Below are 15,025 nucleotides of genomic sequence, written 5' to 3'. Positions count from 1 at the left end.
CTCAGACCTCTACCTTTGCCAACTTGGACATGGCCATGCCGCCCATGAGGAGCATGACACCGGCGAAGGCCAGGATGATCCAGCCGATCACGGTGCTCCACAGGACTTCGATGTATTCGCGGTTGGCGAAGGACAAGTAGATCATGACGAACGGCGGCATGGCGGTCAGGATGTAGCCCGAGAGCCGACCCTCGGCGCTGAGCGCCTTCACCTGACGGCGGAGATACTCGCGCTCGCGAAGCGTGTCGGCCACCGTGTTGAGGATCTCGGCCAGGTTGCCACCGATCTCGCGCTGGATGCGGATCGCCATCACCACCCAGGCGAAGTCATCGCTCTCCATGCGCTCACCCACTCCTTCGAGGCCCTCGGCGATGTCGACGCCCAGCCTCTGCTCGACCAGGGCACGCCGGAGCTCGCCAGCCATGGGCTCGATCCCCTCACGCACGACGGTGTCCACGGCCTGAGGCAGCGATAACCCTGCCTGGAGCCCGCCCGCCATCAAGCCGAGGGTCTCGGCAAGCTGACCGTTGAACGCACTCAATCGCCGCGAGTGCCGCCACTTGAGATAGATCCAGGGCAGGACGATGCCGATGAGCAGGCCCAGCAGAGCCATGATCGGGCCCAACAGGAAGAAGAAGGCGACGGCGGTGCCGACCGCGATCGCCGCGTGCAGCAGCACCCACTCCGCCACCGTCAGGGCAGACCCAGCGCCTGCGAGGCGCTTGGCGATCTTCGTCTCGAGGTCGTCGTTGACCATGCGCCCGGTCAGGGCGACGGCGGAGTCCTTGAACGCGGGCGACTCGGCGCCTCGACGTCCGCCCTTGGCGTCGTCCTGCCCACCGAAGTAGGAGTCGAGCCGCTTGTCGACGGACGACTTGCGGCCCGTACCACCGGACAGCAGCGTCCACAGGAGAACGGCCAGACCCAGGAACAGGGCACCGGCTCCCGCCAGCATGACGGGGGTGCTCACCAGCGTGGGTTCCACCACGGTCGACGAGGGGCCGGTGTCGGCCTTCGCGCGCTCGCCGACGTTGACAAAGACGGAGTCGTCGAAGGAGGTGCCGACGCCCTCGACGCTGACAGTGATGTCGGCGTCTCCACTCACCCCGTCAGGAAGCTCGATGCTGACCAGCAACTGTTGCGCGAGCGCCTGGGCTTGTTCGGCGACGACGGCAGCCAGGGCCTCGGCTTCGGCCGGAATGACCTGACCCGTTGTCTCGTCCGCGAAGGTGTTCAGGGCATCAGCCTTCGCCGCTCCTCCGATCGACACCACGTCGATCACCACCTCGGCCTCCACCGCCGCCTTCGCCACCTCGTCCAAGGTGGCCTTGCTGCCGGTGTCAGCGCCGTCGGAGACGAGCAGCAGCGAACGAGAGCCCTCGGACCCCGCGAGCTCCAGAGCTTCGGCCACGGCGTCATAGACGCCGGTGCCGCCGGCGAGCTCGAGGCCGGTGAACTCCGCCAGCAAAGCCTGGCGATCGTCAGTGGGGGCCACGACGGTGCCGACGGTGCCCGCGAAGGCCACCATGCCGATCTGGACGTCGGGCGGCGCGGTGGCCAGGAACGCGATCACAGCGTCTGTCGCGGCGTCGAACTTCGCCCCGCGCATGCTGTTGCTGGCGTCCACCACCAGGATCGAGGTACGCGTCACGTCGCCCGCAGTAACCGCCTTGGCCTTGGCGTCGACTGCCTCGCCGTTGATCTGGACCGTGATGTCGGACTCGCCGACCGACGCGCCTGGCACGCCGTCCACCGAGACGACCATGGAGACGACCCCGTCAGAGGTCTCCACGTGGTCGATCGTCACTTCGTCGGCGGCCATGGCAGGCGCGGCGGAGAGGACGGTGAGCGCCGCGAGACTCGCCAGGGACGTAGCGCGGGGGCGCCACCGGAGCGGGATCATCGCAGCCCACTGGGGGTTGCGAAGATGGCCGGGTCGATCTTGACGCCGTGGTCGATGAGGCGCTCGATGAAGCGGGGCCGCAGGCCCATCGACTTGAGCTGGCCCTGGAACTTCCCGTTCTCGTCAGTGCCGGCGGAGTAGTCGAAGAGGAAGACGTCGTGGGTGGTGATGATCTCGCCCTCCATGCCGACGATCTCGGTGATCGCGGTGATGCGGCGCGTGCCATCTTTGAGACGGGTCTGCTGGATGATCAGGTCGACGGCGCTCGCGACCTGCTCGCGGATGGCGCGCATGGGCAGGTCCATCCCCGCCATCAGCACCATGGTTTCGAGGCGGGAGAGTGCGTCGCGCGGTGTGTTCGCGTGCAGGGTGGAGATGGAGCCGTCGTGACCCGTGTTCATTGCTTGGAGCATGTCGAGCGCGGCGGCGTCACGAATTTCGCCGACCACGATCCGGTCGGGGCGCATACGCAGGGAGTTCTTCACGAGGTCGCGGATGGTCACCGCTCCCTTGCCCTCGATGTTGGACGGCCGGGATTCGAGCCGCAGCACGTGGTCCTGGTGCAGCCGGAGCTCTGCGGCGTCCTCGATGGTCACGATGCGCTCGTCGGAGGGGATGAAGGAGGAGAGCACGTTGAGGGTGGTGGTCTTGCCCGAACCGGTTCCGCCGGAGACCAGGATGTTGAGGCGACCCTTGACGCAGGCCTGCAGGAGGTCTGCTCCCTGGCGCGAGATGGAGTTGAAGCTGATGAGGTCCTCGATCGTGTAGGGATCTTCGGAGAACTTGCGAATGGTCAGCTTGGAGCCGTCGAGGGCCAACGGCGGGATGATCGCGTTGACACGGCTGCCGTCCGGCAGCCGGGCGTCCACCATGGGGCTGGTCTCATCGACGCGTCGGCCGATCTTGCTGACGATCTTGTCGATGGTACGGCGCAGGTGGGCCTCGTCGGCGAACTGGAAGTCCGTCTTGACCAGCTTGCCCTTGCGCTCGATGTAGATGCTGTCGAAGGAATTGACCATGACCTCGGAGAGATCCCCGTCACGCAGCAGCGGCTCCAGGGGACCGTAGCCGAGGATGTCGTCGGCAATCTCCTGGGAGACGCGGGCGCGGTCGACCGAGGACATCGGCTGGTCGGCGTCGGCCAGCGCGATCTGCAGGGCGACGTGCACCTGCTGCTCCAGCTCGGACTGGGTCATGTGCGCGTCGTACAGCTTGGGGCCCAGCGCCTCGACCAGCTTGGCGTGGACGATCCTCTTGACTTCGGCGAAAGGGTCGCGTCCGGCAGGCGCTGCCTTGGTGGCCGTCAGCTTGGCGAGGGCCGTGGTGCCGCTCCCGTTCGACGCCACGGACGGGGGAACGGCCGCCTGCGGGGCTGCGGCGCGGGGAGTAGCGACACGCGCGCCGGGGGGTGCGCCTGCGGGCGCCGCGAGGGCCCCGGTGGCGACGCCGGCTGCCGCTTGGGCGGGTTCTCGAGGCGGCGCGGGAGCATCCGAGGACGTGCGGGAGCGTTGAGCGGCGGCGATCCGGTCGCTGAGACTCATATCAGTCCTTCCTGAGACGCAAGCGCGAGCCTGAGGCCTTGCGACCCTTGGACCCGGTGTCGCTGGCGCCGATGAACGAGTGGGCGAATGAGATGAGGGCCTTGGAGTTGGCGTGCGAGGGGTAGGCGCGGACCAGCGCTTCACCCCGGTTGACGGCCGTCAGCACCTCGCGGCTGGAGACCAGCGTGGTGGTCGCCTTGAGGCCGAGGGTGGACTCGAACTCGTCAACCGTGAGGCCGACCTTCCCGTCAGCCCTGTTGAGGACGAACTTCCACGTGTCGCGGGGGAAGTTGAGAAGGTCGAGGGTGCCGGTCGCCAGCTTGAGGCCCTTGAGAGCCGGGATGTCGAGGGTGGCGACCAGGATGATGGTGTCGGTGCGATCGAGAGCAGTGAGCGCGTTGTCGTCGAAGACCCCGGACGTGTCGACCACGACGTAGTCGAACATCGACTTGAGGGTGTCGATCATGTTGCCGATGTCGTCCGCCGTGGCGTGGTCCGGTGAGTCGAGGCGGACGGGGGCAGCGACGATGGACAACCGCTCGGAGTGACGGGTGAGGATGGAGGTGATCGCTTCCTCGTCGATCATGCCGTTGAAGGCGACGAGGTCATTGATGGTGCGCGTCGGTGAGAGCTGCAGCATGATCGCTACATCGCCACTGTTGACGTCGAGGTCGATCAGACAGACCTTCTTGCCTGCGTCGCTGAGGGCGACGGCCGTGTTGGCGGCCACCAGACTCTTGCCGACCCCGCCCTTGGTCGAGAAGACCGTGAGCACCTTCCCCTGCGGAGCATCTGCAGCTGCCTGAGCGGCGGCGGACTCGGCCCTGGCCTGGGCGACGGCAGACGTCGCGGCGGCCTTGGCCTCGCCCTCGAGGATCTTGGACATCTCGCCGGCGACGGATCGGGCGCGGTGCACGGCGGTGGTGATGCCCGCCAGGTCGCTGGCCTCCACCACCTCACGCATCCCGCTGCGAAGGGCAGTGGTCAGGACGTCGTGGTCGATGGCGCGACGAAGGAGGATCACGCCTAGGTCGGGCCGCTGGATGCGCGACCGCTTGGCGAAGGCGGTGGCGACGTCCAGGCCGACCGTCGGACCGATGACCACCGCGAACTCGTTGGGCTGGGCGACCAGGTGAGCGTCCAGCTCGTCCATGGTCTGGTAGGCGATCGAGCCGTGGAGCATGGTCCGCACGATCGCGAGCTGCCCGACGTCGGGCTCCAGGATTGCGGTCACTGTCCGGTCCGGAGGAGCTCGGGCATCAGCTGATCGGCCGAGACACCCGGCTGGTCGGTGATCTTGGTGTTCTTGTTGAGCAGCGCGAACGACACGTCGCTGTTGCGGGAGGCGTAGATCAGCTTCTCCGCGTCCTTCTGGTTGACCGCCACGGTCAGGATGGTCCTCGGCACCGACTCGGTGACCTCGGCGCCCGCTTCGGTGGTGATCGTCGTGGCAGAGACACTGGTCGTGCCGACGCCGATGACCTGGACCTTCGGCAGGAGGAGACGGGTGTACGGCGGCAGGGTCTTCTGGGTGCCGTCGGGCAGGAAGAGCACCGGGTCGGACGAGATGAAGATTGCCACGTCGGAGCCGGGGTTGACGAAGCCGGCGACTCGCTCCGGGTCGGAGAGCTCGACGGAGACAGCAAGCTTGTCGTCGGGGATGACCAGGCTCTCGGCGTCGGACTGACTGCCGAACTTCGCGGCCAGGATCTGCTCGCCGGGGAAGATGGTGCCGAGGGCGACCGCGTCCGCAATCGACGTGGTGGTCGTCAAGGCGCCGTCAATGAGGTCGGCGCGACGTACTTCCCGCTTCTCGAACTTCCCCGCCTCGGTCGCGTCGGAGACGTCCTCGCCCGACTCGATGGTCGCAGAGGCGGTCAGCACCTCGACCATCTCCTGGCCTTCCTGGGCCCGCTGGTCGATGCCTTGGACGTAGACCACGATCAGTGCAGTGCCCGCCAGGGCGATGATCACGGCAACCAGCAGGAGAACGGAGCGGCGAGCCATGTGGCGTTCCTTCGCAGTGTCAGAGAATTCGGGATTTCGTCTGGGTGCTCAGGGCCAACCGGCGGGCGGTGATCTCGGAACATCACCTGATGACGCCGGGGGACCCAGATTCCCAAGACAAAAATCTAGGGGGCGGGCCAGATGCCTGTGGGCTAAACCGAACAAACCGCCCGAACGACGCGTTCGTACCACCCGAATTGACTAGAGATCACCTCGAATCACTAGTCACTTCGGTGACGCGACGCGCGAGGGTGCGCGCGATCAGGGCAGGTAGAGGGCTTCGACGTCGGCCCGGAACTCGCGCATGACCACGTTGCGCTTGAGCTTCAGGCTCGGTGTCAGGTGCCCGCCCTCCTCGGTCCACTCATCGGCGAGGACGGCGAACTTTCGGATCGCCTCGGCCCTGGAGACGGCCGCGTTGGCGTCGTCGACAGCGCGGTCGATCTCGGCGAGGAGGTCCGGGTCGTCGAGGTTGTCCGCCACCGAGCCCGGCTTGCCGTGGGCCTCGGCCCAGGCGGGGAAGGCGTCACGGTCCAGCGTCACGAGCGCGGCGATGAAGGGCTGGCCGTCCCCGACGACGATGCACTGGTCGATGAGGGCGTGCGCGCGAAGGCGGTCCTCGAGCACGGCGGGGGAGACGTTCTTGCCGCCTGCCGTCACCAGGATCTCCTTCTGGCGACCAGTGATCCGCACGAATCCTTCATCGTCGACCTCGCCCACGTCGCCGGTGTGGAACCAGCCGTCCGTGACGGCTTCCGCCGTCGCGGTCTCGTTGGCCCAGTAGCCGGTGAAGACCTGGGGGCCGCGGAAGAGCAGCTCGCCGTCGTCGGCGACCCGCACGGCCGTGCCCGGGAGCGGCCGGCCGACCGTGCCGATCTTCTGGGCGTCCGGGAGGTTGACAGTGAGCGCAGCCGTGGTCTCGGTCAAGCCGTAGCCCTCCAGCACCGTGACCCCGACGCCACGATAGAAGTGTCCGAGCCGCTCCCCGAGGGGGGCGCCGCCGGAGACGGCGAAGGAGCACTTCCCGCCCAGCGCGGCGCGCAGCTTGCCGTAGACCAGCTTGTCGAACAGCGCGTGCTGGGCCTTGACCCGGAGCGGGACCCGGCCCTTGTCCTGCGCCCGCGACCAGGCGATGGCCGTCTCGGCGGCGCGCTCGAACAGCTTGCCGTGGCCATCGGCGGTCGCGCTCTGCGAGGCGCTGTTGAAGACCTTCTCGAAGACTCGCGGCACCGCAAGGATGAAGGTGGGCTGGAAGGCTTCGAGGTCCGCGAGGAGGTGGGTGATGTCGGCACTGTGACCCAGCCGGACCCGCTGCTTGACGCAGCCCACCTGGATGATCCGAGCGAAGACGTGGGCCAACGGCAAGAAGAGCAGGGTGGCGGCGCCGGGCGTGTCGAAGAGGTCATGGAGCTCGGTGGTGGCGACCTCCAGCTCGAAGGCGAAGTTGGCGTGGGTGAGCATGCAGCCCTTGGGCCGACCCGTGGTCCCGCTCGTGTAGAGCAGCGTCGCGAGGTCGCTCGGCCCGGTCGAGGCACGCCGCGCCTCCAGGGCTTCATCGGAGATGTCCTCGCCCAGCTTGCTCAGGACGCGGAGGGCGTTGTCCTCGAGCGACCAGACGTGGTTGAGGTGCGAGCCGGCTCCCGCTTCGCGTGCCTCGCGGATCCGGGCGAGGTGCTGGGCGTTCTCTGCGACGACCGCCCGGGCCGCCGAGTCCTGCAGGATCCAGCCGATCTGTTCGGCGGACGACGTCTCGTAGACCGGCACCGTCACGGCCCCGGCGAACCAGATGGCGTAGTCGAGGAGCGTCCACTCGTAGCGGGTCTTGGAGATCAGGGCGACCCGGTCGCCGGCTTCGATGCCGGCCGCCATCAGCCCCTTGGCGACCGCGGAGACCTCCTCGAGGAACTCGCGTGCGGTCACGTCCACCCAGGCGTCGGCGACGCGGCGGTTGAACACCACGTCGTCAGCAGCCTCGCGGGAATTGCGGACGACGTCGTCGGTGAGGTTGCCCGCAGCCGGGATCTCGATGGTGAGTGGCGCAGCGAACTCGCGCACAGAGGCCTCCTTGAAGGGCGGTGTGCCCGCAGGCTATCGCTGGCCCGCAGCACGAGCTGCGCTGGCTCGGCGTCCGGTAGGGTCACCGGCATGGCCGAGCAGACCACTTCGTCGATCCTCATCGACGCCCCGCCCGCCGCGGTGATGGCGGTGATCGCTGACTTCAAGTCCTACCCCTCGTGGGCCAAGGGCGTCCAGAAGGCCGAGGTCACCTCCGAGGGGGTGGACGGTCGCGCCGAGGAGGTCTTCTTCGAGCTCGACGTCTCGCCCATCAAGGACGAATACACGTTGGCCTACGACTGGGACGGCGACCGCGAGGTCACCTGGTCGCTCGTCGAGGGCAAGATGCTCAAGGCGCTGGACGGCTCCTACGCGCTGCGCGACCTGCGCGACGGTTCGACCGAGGTGACCTACCGCCTCGCCCTCGACGTCTCTATCCCGCTGATCGGCATGCTCAAGCGCAAGGGCGAGAAGATCCTGATCGACACTGCCCTCAAGGGTCTGAAGAAGCGCGTCGAGACGCGCTGAGCACGCAGGCCTGACGCGTGCGGATCGTTCTGTTCACGGGCAAGGGCGGCGTCGGCAAGTCCACGATCGCGGCTGGTACGGCGGCGCTGACGGCCGCCGGCGGTAGACGGACGCTCGTGCTTTCCACGGATGCTGCGCACTCGCTGGCGGATGCGCTCGGCGCCCCTGCGGGATCCGAGCCGACCGAGGTCTCGCCCGGCCTCTTCGTCCAGCAGGTCGACGCCCAGCTCCGCTTCGAGCAGTCGTGGGCGGAGATCCAGGCCTATCTCCTGCGAGTGCTCGACGTCGCCGGCGTCGATCCGGTGGCGGCGGAGGAGCTGGCAATCATTCCCGGCGCAGAGGAGGTCCTGGCGCTGCTGGAGCTGCGTGCGCAGGCACTCTGCGGCGAGTGGGACGTCATCATCGTCGATTGCGCGCCTACCGCGGAGACGCTCCGCCTGCTGGCCCTGCCGGAGGCCCTCGGGTGGTACATGGAGCGGGTCTTCCCGGTGGAGCGGCGCATCGTGAAGGCGCTGGGGCCCGTGCTGTCGAGGGCGGCCAGGATGCCGATGCCCGAGGACTCGGTCTTCGGGGCGATCGAGCGCCTTCACGCCGAGCTGGACGAGGTGCACGGGCTGCTGACTGGACCGGACGCGAGTGTCCGGGTGGTGCTCACCCCGGAGTCCGTCGTGCTCGCGGAGGCCCGTCGCTCCTACACGATGCTGTCGCTCTTCGGCTATCGGGTCGACGGCGTCGTGGTCAATCGCATCTTCCCCGAGGACGGCGGCGACGACTGGCGTGCCGGCTGGGTGCTGGCGCAGACGGACGTGCTCGGACAGGTCTGCGAGTCCTTCACCGGCCTGCCGTTGTGGCGCTCGGTCTATCGGACGGGTGAGCCCATCGGCGTGGAGGCGCTGACGCAGCTGGCGCGTGAGGTGTACGCCGACTCCGACCCCTTGGCGGTCCCCTCGGGGAGCGGACCGTTCCGGGTCATCCGCACGGGCCCGGGTGCCGTGCTCCACCTCGCCCTGCCGCACGTCACCCGCGACCAGGTGGATCTCGCTCGGCACGGCGACGAGCTCGTGGTGAGCGTGGGGTCGTATCGTCGTCTGCTCACGCTCCCCCCGGGGCTGAGCCGTCACCGGGTGGCTGGTGCACGGATGGCCGAGGGTGAGCTCCAGGTCAGGTTTGAGGAGGACACGTCGTGACGCACGCGCAGGAGGGGCACGACCTTGACGTCGGGTCGTTGGCCGAGGAGGCGACCAAGCTGCTGGGGGCGATCAACGACTGGGCCCGCGAACACGGAAGTGGGCTGGGCGAGAGCGTCTCGGGACTGTCCGACCATGCCACGACGGCTGCCCAGGACCTCAGCGGCCACCTCGCGACCGGCGCAGCCGAGTGCACCGTGTGCCCCATCTGTCGCACCGTGCACGCAGCGCGTCACCTGAGCCCGGAGGTCAAGAACCACCTGGCCAGTGCCGCAGCCTCGCTGATGCATGCCGCGGCTGGGATGTTGGCGACGTCGGTGTCGACCGACGAGCCCTCAGCTACCGGCGTCGAGCACATCGACCTCGACGAAACAGGCGATGCAGGCGACGCCTGGCCCGAGGAAGATCCGGCGTGACCGGTCTCGCCTGCGGGATCGACGTGGGCGGCACCAAGATCGCGGCTGGCGTGGTGGACGTAGCCGGCTCGGTCCTCGAGGAGCTCGCGGTGGAGTCGCCAGCCCAGGACGCCCTGGCGATCGTGACCGCGGTCGCATGCCTGATCAGCGACCTCGCCTCGCGACACGAGATCGTCTGCGCCGGCATCGGCGCCGCGGGATACGTCGACCGGCACCAGGCCCGCATCCGGTCCGCCCCCAACCTCGCGTGGCGTGACCTCAACCTCAAGGCAGAGCTCGAGAAGCGGCTCGACCTCCCGGTCGTGGTCGAGAACGACGCCAATGCCGCCGCGTGGGGCGAGTTCACCTTCGGCGCGGGCAGGGACGTCGACGACTTCCTGCTCGTCACTGTCGGCACCGGCGTAGGCGGGGGGATGGTCCTCGACGGAGAGCTCCATCGCGGGGCCCACGGCGTCGCCGGGGAGATCGGTCACCTGCGCGTGGTGCCCGGTGGGATCCGGTGCGGCTGCGGAAACCGGGGCTGTCTGGAGTCCTACGGATCAGGCACGGCTCTGGTGCGCGCCGCGCGCGCTGCAGCGCAGGAAGGCTCCGGGCCTGCCGACGCGCTGCTCCACCTAGCAGGAGGCGTCGTCTCTGCGATCGACGGACCGCTCATCACTGAGGCGGCCCTCGCGGGCGACCCGTTCGCCCTGGCGGCATTCGTCGATCTCGGGACGTGGCTGGGGGAGGGCATCGCGTCCCTGGCCGCCGTGCTCGATCCAGCGATGGTCGCCATCGGGGGTGGCGTCAGTGAGGCGGGGGAGCTGCTCCTGGCGCCCCTACGAGCGGCGTTCAGACATCACGCCACCAGCCGGGGACACGAGTGTGTCGCTGTGATCCGCAGGGCCGAGCTGGCCAACCGAGCCGGCCTCATCGGCGCCGCGGAGCTGGCACGAGGCTGGCCGGCTCGCCGTCTCGTCCCACCGGACCTCACGGAGAGATGACCCATCCCAACGGCACGTCGCCTGTCCAGTCGCCCGACCGACGCGGTGAGGTTCTGCGCCCTGCGCGGACATGCGCTCGGGGGTGAGCGGATAGTTGGGCGGGGTCGCTCGGCTGTGGTCAGCGTGAAATGGGTACGGCCGGTCGTCCTCGATCTCGATCCTCACTGCGCAAGTATGTGCAGCGTGACCTTCACCGCGACTCCAGTCTGGGTCGGCGTCGACGTGGGCGGCACGAAGGTGCTCGCGGGTGTGGTCGATGACCTCGGACGAGTCGTCCGGACTGCCCGCCGGACCACGCCCGGCCGCCGTGTCGACATCGCGCACGTGGAGGACGCACTCGAGGCGGCCGTGCTCGAGGCCGCCGCCGGCGCACCGATCGCGGGCGTCGGGGTCGCTGCGGCAGGGTTCGTCGACGTGACGGGGCAGCGGGTGATGTTCGCCCCGCACCTTCCGTGGCAGGGGGAGGACGTCCGGCAGCGGCTCAGTGACCGATGGGGGGCCCCGGTCGTCCTCGACAACGACGCCAACTGTGCGGCCGTGGCCGAGTCGACGTATGGCGCAGCGCGGGGCTGCCGCTCGGCGATCACGGTGACCATGGGTACCGGCATCGGCGGCGGAATCGTGATGGACGGCCGGCTCGTGCGGGGGGCCAACGGCATGGCGGGGGAGTTCGGTCACATGCAGGTCGTGCCCGGTGGCCGCGCGTGCGAGTGCGGGGGCCACGGGTGCTGGGAGCAGTACTCGTCGGGCAACGCCCTCGTGCGCTCGGCCCGCGAGCTCATGAGCGAGAAGCCGTCGGTGCTTGAGGAGTCCACCGGCGGCGAACCCCCCCGTCTTACCGGACCGATGGTCAGCGACGCCGCGGCGGCGGGAGACCTCGTCGCGCGGGAGGCCTTCATCTCGGTCGGCGACTGGCTCGGTGTCGGCGTGGCCAACCTCGTGGCTGCCCTCGACCCCGACGTCGTGGTCGTCGGCGGAGGCGTCTCCGCAGCCGGCGACCGGCTGCTCGGACCCGCCCGCGACGCACTGGTCAGGTCGCTGGTGGGTGCGGCGCACCGCGGCGTACCACCACTCGTGCCGGCCATGCTGGGCCCTGAGGCCGGGCTCGTTGGTGCGGCGGAGCTCGCGCGGCAGGCTCAGTCGCGACGGTAGCCCGGCACCAGCTCGAGAGCGAGCTGTTCGAGGAACAGTCCGACGTCGGTGACGATCCCCTTGGCCTGGCTCGAGCCGCGGTCGGACAGCTTGGTGACGGTGGCGGGGTTGATGTCGACGCACACCAGCGGGATGGACGCAGGCAGGATGTTGCCGGTCGCCACGGAGTGCAGCATCGTGGCGACCATCAGGCAGAAGCCCACGTCGGCGATCTCGGCGCGCATGGCGCGCTGGCCCTCGATGACGTCGGTGTAGACGTCCGGCAGCGGGCCGTCGTCGCGGACCGAGCCGACGAGCACGAAGCGCTTCTCATGCTTGACGAGGGCATGCATGATGCCGCCGGTCAGCACGCCGTTGTCGACCGCTGCCTTGATGGACCCGTGCTTGCGGATCGTGTTGAGGGCGCGGATGTGGTGCTCGTGCCCGTGCTCCACACCGCGGCCCATGGCCAGGTCGACGCCCAGGCTGGTGCCGTACAGCGACGACTCGATGTCGTGGGTGGCCAGCGCGTTGCCCGCGAACAGCACATCGACGAAGCCTGCGTCGACCAGGGCCACCATCGCCGGCGCGGCACCGGTGTGCACGACACCGGGACCCCCGACCCACAGCACCTTCTTGCCGGCCTTCCTGGCCTCGCGCATGCCGTCGGCGACCTGGCGCACGAGCACCGCCTGCGGCTTCTCGCTCGACACGTCGGAGTCCATGAAGCCGAACGAGTCACCACTCTTGTCGTTGACCGGCACGTTCACCTTGATGCCGGACGCGCCGGTCACCACCTGCATGCCGACACTCACGTCCGACATGGGCAGCGTGTAGACGCGCTCGCCCTCGACGATGAGGCCGCAGTCCATCTCGGGGTTCTCCACGTCGAGCCACCTGCCGCCGAGCCGGATCTTGGTCGCCAGGTTGGTCGTGGAATAGAAACCGTCGGGGAACACCCCGTCCTGCTCCGCCACGCTCACCGAGGCCTCGCCCGGGTCGACCTGGTTGACCCCGCGGGTCTGGAGGCGCATCAGCAGGCGCTGGAGCGACTCGTCGTCCTCGGCCGTCACCACGAGGGAGGCCCGGCTGATGTCGTTGACCTCGTGGCCGACGTCGAACCGGTCGATGACGTAGTCGCCGCCGTACTCCCGGATGTCCTGGAGGACGCGGGAGAGGATCCCGCTGTCCATCAGGTGGCCGCTGACCTCGACGTTCTCGCTCACGCTCACGGCGACGAGACTAGCGCCCAGCGGGGGCATCGCCCCTAGATGCGTGAGCCGTCGTCCCAGGGCTCGCGGCCGGTGCGCGACATCGTCGCCACGAGGTAGGCGAAGCCGCCGACGAACCACGCGATCAAGAGGTAGTCGATGAGCGACGGCAGGTCGATCTGGAGCACCAGCGCGACCAGCATCAGCACCGGCGCGCCAAAGACTCCGGCCCAGGCGATGGCGCGCCTCGGCTCCGGCCGGGGGAGCGGAGGAGGGATGGGCGGGACGAACCGGGGCTCGTCGTCGTACGCCGAAGCGGGCCCGGGTCCAGGCTCCTCCTCCGGCCACGAGCGGGCCGGGGCGGGCGCGACGGGCTCGGGCCCGTCGATCTTGGCGCGCTCGCCGAAGTTGTCGACGATGGCCTGCCAGGTCTCGTCGTTCGTGCGCTCGCTGTCGCCGGTCCCGCTCACGGGACAAACGGTAACCCGAGGATCAACTGGTGACCCGGGCGATGAATTCGGCCGACTCCTCGAGGATCCGTCCGGCGTCGTGGTCGAGGGTGGCGACGTGGAAGCTCTCCTCGAGGAGTCTCTCCTCGACGTCGGTCGAGCTGATCGCCCCCAGGACCGTCGCGCTGGACGACTCGTCGATGACGTTGTCGATCCGGGAGCGGAAGTAGAGCAGCGGCTGCGTGACACGCGGGAGGTCCGGGACGACGACGCGCCACATCGCCACGACCTCAGCAAGACCCTTGAGGGGCAGCATGGGATAGCCGAGCTCGTCCATGCCCGGCTTCTTGATGTCGTTGGTGATGCCCTTGAGCCCGGGCAGGATCCGCTTCAGGACCGGCAGCACCAGGAGCTCGCGGCGCTTGCTGGAGACGAAGGGATTGACGAGCACCAACCCGCTGATCTCCGAGCCACGCTCCTCGGCGAGCCGCAGCGCCACCGAGCCGCCCATCGAGAGGGCACAGACCACGGCGGTCTCGCAGGTCTCGAGGAGGCGATCGAGGGCGGCTGACGCCTCGTGGTACCACTGGGTCCACGTCACGGTGTTGAGGTCCTGCCACTTGGTGCCGTGCCCGGGCAGCAGGGGCATCTCCACGGCGTAGCCGCGCTCGGCGAGGTCCTCGGCCCACGGGCGCATGGATGCCGGCGAGCCGCTGAAGCCGTGGAGCACGAGCGCGCCGATCGGGCGACCTCCGGTCAGCTCGGGGCGGGCGGGGGCCGACATCGCGGTCAGCAGCGGGTTCGTGGTCACGGGGGAGAGTCTGCACCACGGGCGAGGGTGGGGGGACGCCGTTTCGGCGCTAGGCTCACCGGGTGCTCTATTGGTTCTTGAAGTCGGTCGCTCTCGGGCCCATCCTGCGCGTCGTCTTCCGCCCCAAGGTTGAGGGCGTGGACCACGTCCCGGCGCAGGGACCGGCGATCCTGGCGAGCAACCACCTCTCGTACGCCGACTGGCTGTTCATGCCGCTGACCCTGCCCCGCCGGGTGACCTTCGTGGCCAAGGCGGAGTACTTCACGACCCCCGGGGTCAAGGGCTGGTTCCAGAAGAAGTTCTTCTCCGGCGCCGGGCAGGTGCCCATCGATCGTTCGGGGGCCAATGCCGCGGAAGGTGCGATGAGGTCGGCCAAGAAGATCCTCGACTCCGGCGAGCTCTTCGGGATCTACCCCGAGGGCACGCGCAGCCACGACGGCAAGCTCTACCGCGGCAAGACCGGCGTCGCCAGGCTCGCGTTGGAGACGGGTGCCCCCGTGGTGCCGTGCGCGGTCGTCGGGACCGACGTGGTGGCCCCGACCGGCAAGGTCTTCGGCCACTGGACCCGGCCCGCAGTGCGCTTCGGCCCACCTCTGGACTTCTCCCGCTACGAAGGCATGGAGGACGACCGCTACATCCTCCGCGCGATCACCGACGAGATCATGTACGAGATCATGCGGCTCTCCCAGCAGGAGTACGTCGACATGTATGCCTCCAAGGCCAAGGAGCTCGCCAAGGCCGCCAAAGGGTCGGGATCCGCCGACGAGCCGGACTCCACCTCCGTCGAGAAGAAGGCGTCCTGA

General features: G+C 68.8%; 14 protein-coding genes. 6 read left to right on the top strand and 8 right to left on the bottom strand.

The window, feature by feature from the left end; all coding sequences use genetic code 11:
- Nucleotide 1 precedes the first annotated feature (1 nt).
- From JWN68_RS09755 to JWN68_RS09735, 5 genes are all read right to left on the bottom strand, one after another.
- On the bottom strand, nt 2-1,903 hold the full coding sequence (locus JWN68_RS09755; RefSeq protein ID WP_297738174.1) for a type II secretion system F family protein: 1,902 nt from the start codon (nt 1,901-1,903) through the stop codon (nt 2-4).
- The gene (locus tag JWN68_RS09750; protein ID WP_297738172.1) at nt 1,900-3,444 is read right to left on the bottom strand and encodes a CpaF family protein; all 1,545 of its coding nucleotides are present in this window, start codon (nt 3,442-3,444) and stop codon (nt 1,900-1,902) included. The genes JWN68_RS09755 and JWN68_RS09750 overlap by 4 nt, the downstream gene beginning before the upstream one ends.
- Nucleotide 3,445: 1 nt before the next feature.
- Nucleotides 3,446-4,678, bottom strand: coding sequence for an AAA family ATPase (locus tag JWN68_RS09745; RefSeq protein WP_297738170.1), 1,233 nt, complete (start codon nt 4,676-4,678; stop codon nt 3,446-3,448).
- Entirely contained in the window at nt 4,675-5,451 is a 777-nt protein-coding gene (cpaB, locus tag JWN68_RS09740; protein WP_297738168.1) for a Flp pilus assembly protein CpaB, read from the bottom strand. The genes JWN68_RS09745 and cpaB overlap by 4 nt, the downstream gene beginning before the upstream one ends.
- A 261-nt stretch (nt 5,452-5,712) precedes the next feature.
- Nucleotides 5,713-7,506 carry an AMP-dependent synthetase/ligase gene (locus JWN68_RS09735; protein WP_297738167.1) on the bottom strand — a complete coding sequence of 598 codons (1,794 nt, stop codon included), beginning with the start codon at nt 7,504-7,506 and terminating at the stop codon, nt 5,713-5,715.
- 90 nt (nt 7,507-7,596) lie between these two features.
- On the opposite strand from JWN68_RS09735, the gene JWN68_RS09730 reads away from it, so the two are divergent.
- The 5 genes from JWN68_RS09730 (at nt 7,597) to JWN68_RS09710 (ending at nt 11,772) form a co-directional block, all read left to right on the top strand.
- The gene (locus JWN68_RS09730; protein ID WP_297738165.1) at nt 7,597-8,034 is read left to right on the top strand and encodes an SRPBCC family protein; all 438 of its coding nucleotides are present in this window, start codon (nt 7,597-7,599) and stop codon (nt 8,032-8,034) included.
- A 17-nt stretch (nt 8,035-8,051) separates the two neighbouring features.
- Nucleotides 8,052-9,221, top strand: a complete 1,170-nt coding sequence (locus JWN68_RS09725) for an ArsA family ATPase (protein WP_297738163.1) — start codon at nt 8,052-8,054, stop codon at nt 9,219-9,221.
- Entirely contained in the window at nt 9,218-9,637 is a 420-nt protein-coding gene (locus JWN68_RS09720; RefSeq protein WP_297738161.1) for a hypothetical protein, read from the top strand. The genes JWN68_RS09725 and JWN68_RS09720 overlap by 4 nt, the downstream gene beginning before the upstream one ends.
- Nucleotides 9,634-10,620 carry an ROK family glucokinase gene (locus tag JWN68_RS09715; protein WP_297738159.1) on the top strand — a complete coding sequence of 329 codons (987 nt, stop codon included), beginning with the start codon at nt 9,634-9,636 and terminating at the stop codon, nt 10,618-10,620. Before JWN68_RS09720 ends, JWN68_RS09715 begins: the two co-directional genes overlap by 4 nt.
- 183 nt (nt 10,621-10,803) lie before the next feature.
- Nucleotides 10,804-11,772 (top strand): ROK family protein, encoded by a 969-nt coding sequence (locus tag JWN68_RS09710; protein ID WP_297738157.1) that lies wholly within the window; start codon nt 10,804-10,806, stop codon nt 11,770-11,772.
- On the opposite strand, the gene JWN68_RS09705 is transcribed toward JWN68_RS09710, so the two are convergent.
- From JWN68_RS09705 to JWN68_RS09695, 3 genes are read right to left on the bottom strand one after another with little or no spacing between them, the layout of a single operon-like run.
- Nucleotides 11,757-12,983, bottom strand: a complete 1,227-nt coding sequence (locus JWN68_RS09705; RefSeq protein WP_297738155.1) for a TIGR00300 family protein — start codon at nt 12,981-12,983, stop codon at nt 11,757-11,759. The two genes, JWN68_RS09710 and JWN68_RS09705, sit on opposite strands and share 16 nt — an antisense overlap.
- Nucleotides 12,984-13,018: 35 nt before the next feature.
- Nucleotides 13,019-13,432 (bottom strand): hypothetical protein, encoded by a 414-nt coding sequence (locus JWN68_RS09700; RefSeq protein WP_297738153.1) that lies wholly within the window; start codon nt 13,430-13,432, stop codon nt 13,019-13,021.
- A 22-nt stretch (nt 13,433-13,454) separates the two neighbouring features.
- Nucleotides 13,455-14,222, bottom strand: coding sequence for an alpha/beta fold hydrolase (locus tag JWN68_RS09695; RefSeq protein WP_297738152.1), 768 nt, complete (start codon nt 14,220-14,222; stop codon nt 13,455-13,457).
- A 62-nt stretch (nt 14,223-14,284) separates the two neighbouring features.
- Here JWN68_RS09695 and JWN68_RS09690 point away from each other — a divergent pair, with 62 nt between their 5' ends.
- The gene (locus JWN68_RS09690) at nt 14,285-15,025 is read left to right on the top strand and encodes a lysophospholipid acyltransferase family protein (RefSeq protein WP_297738150.1); all 741 of its coding nucleotides are present in this window, start codon (nt 14,285-14,287) and stop codon (nt 15,023-15,025) included.

Source organism: Nocardioides sp. (genome assembly GCF_025964975.1).
Classification (GTDB): domain Bacteria; phylum Actinomycetota; class Actinomycetes; order Propionibacteriales; family Nocardioidaceae; genus Nocardioides.
Note: the sequence above shows the minus strand (reverse complement) of the source record. Positions and strands in the feature narration are given on the sequence as shown.

What these genes read in the sequence shown, in the direction of transcription:
- cpaB (WP_297738168.1), bottom strand. Translation starts at nt 5,451, where the DNA reads ATGGCTCGCCGCTCCGTTCTCCTGCTGGTTGCCGTGATCATCGCCCTG.
- JWN68_RS09730 (WP_297738165.1), top strand. Translation starts at nt 7,597, where the DNA reads ATGGCCGAGCAGACCACTTCGTCGATCCTCATCGACGCCCCGCCCGCC.
- JWN68_RS09750 (WP_297738172.1), bottom strand. Translation starts at nt 3,444, where the DNA reads ATGAGTCTCAGCGACCGGATCGCCGCCGCTCAACGCTCCCGCACGTCC.
- JWN68_RS09755 (WP_297738174.1), bottom strand. Translation starts at nt 1,903, where the DNA reads ATGATCCCGCTCCGGTGGCGCCCCCGCGCTACGTCCCTGGCGAGTCTC.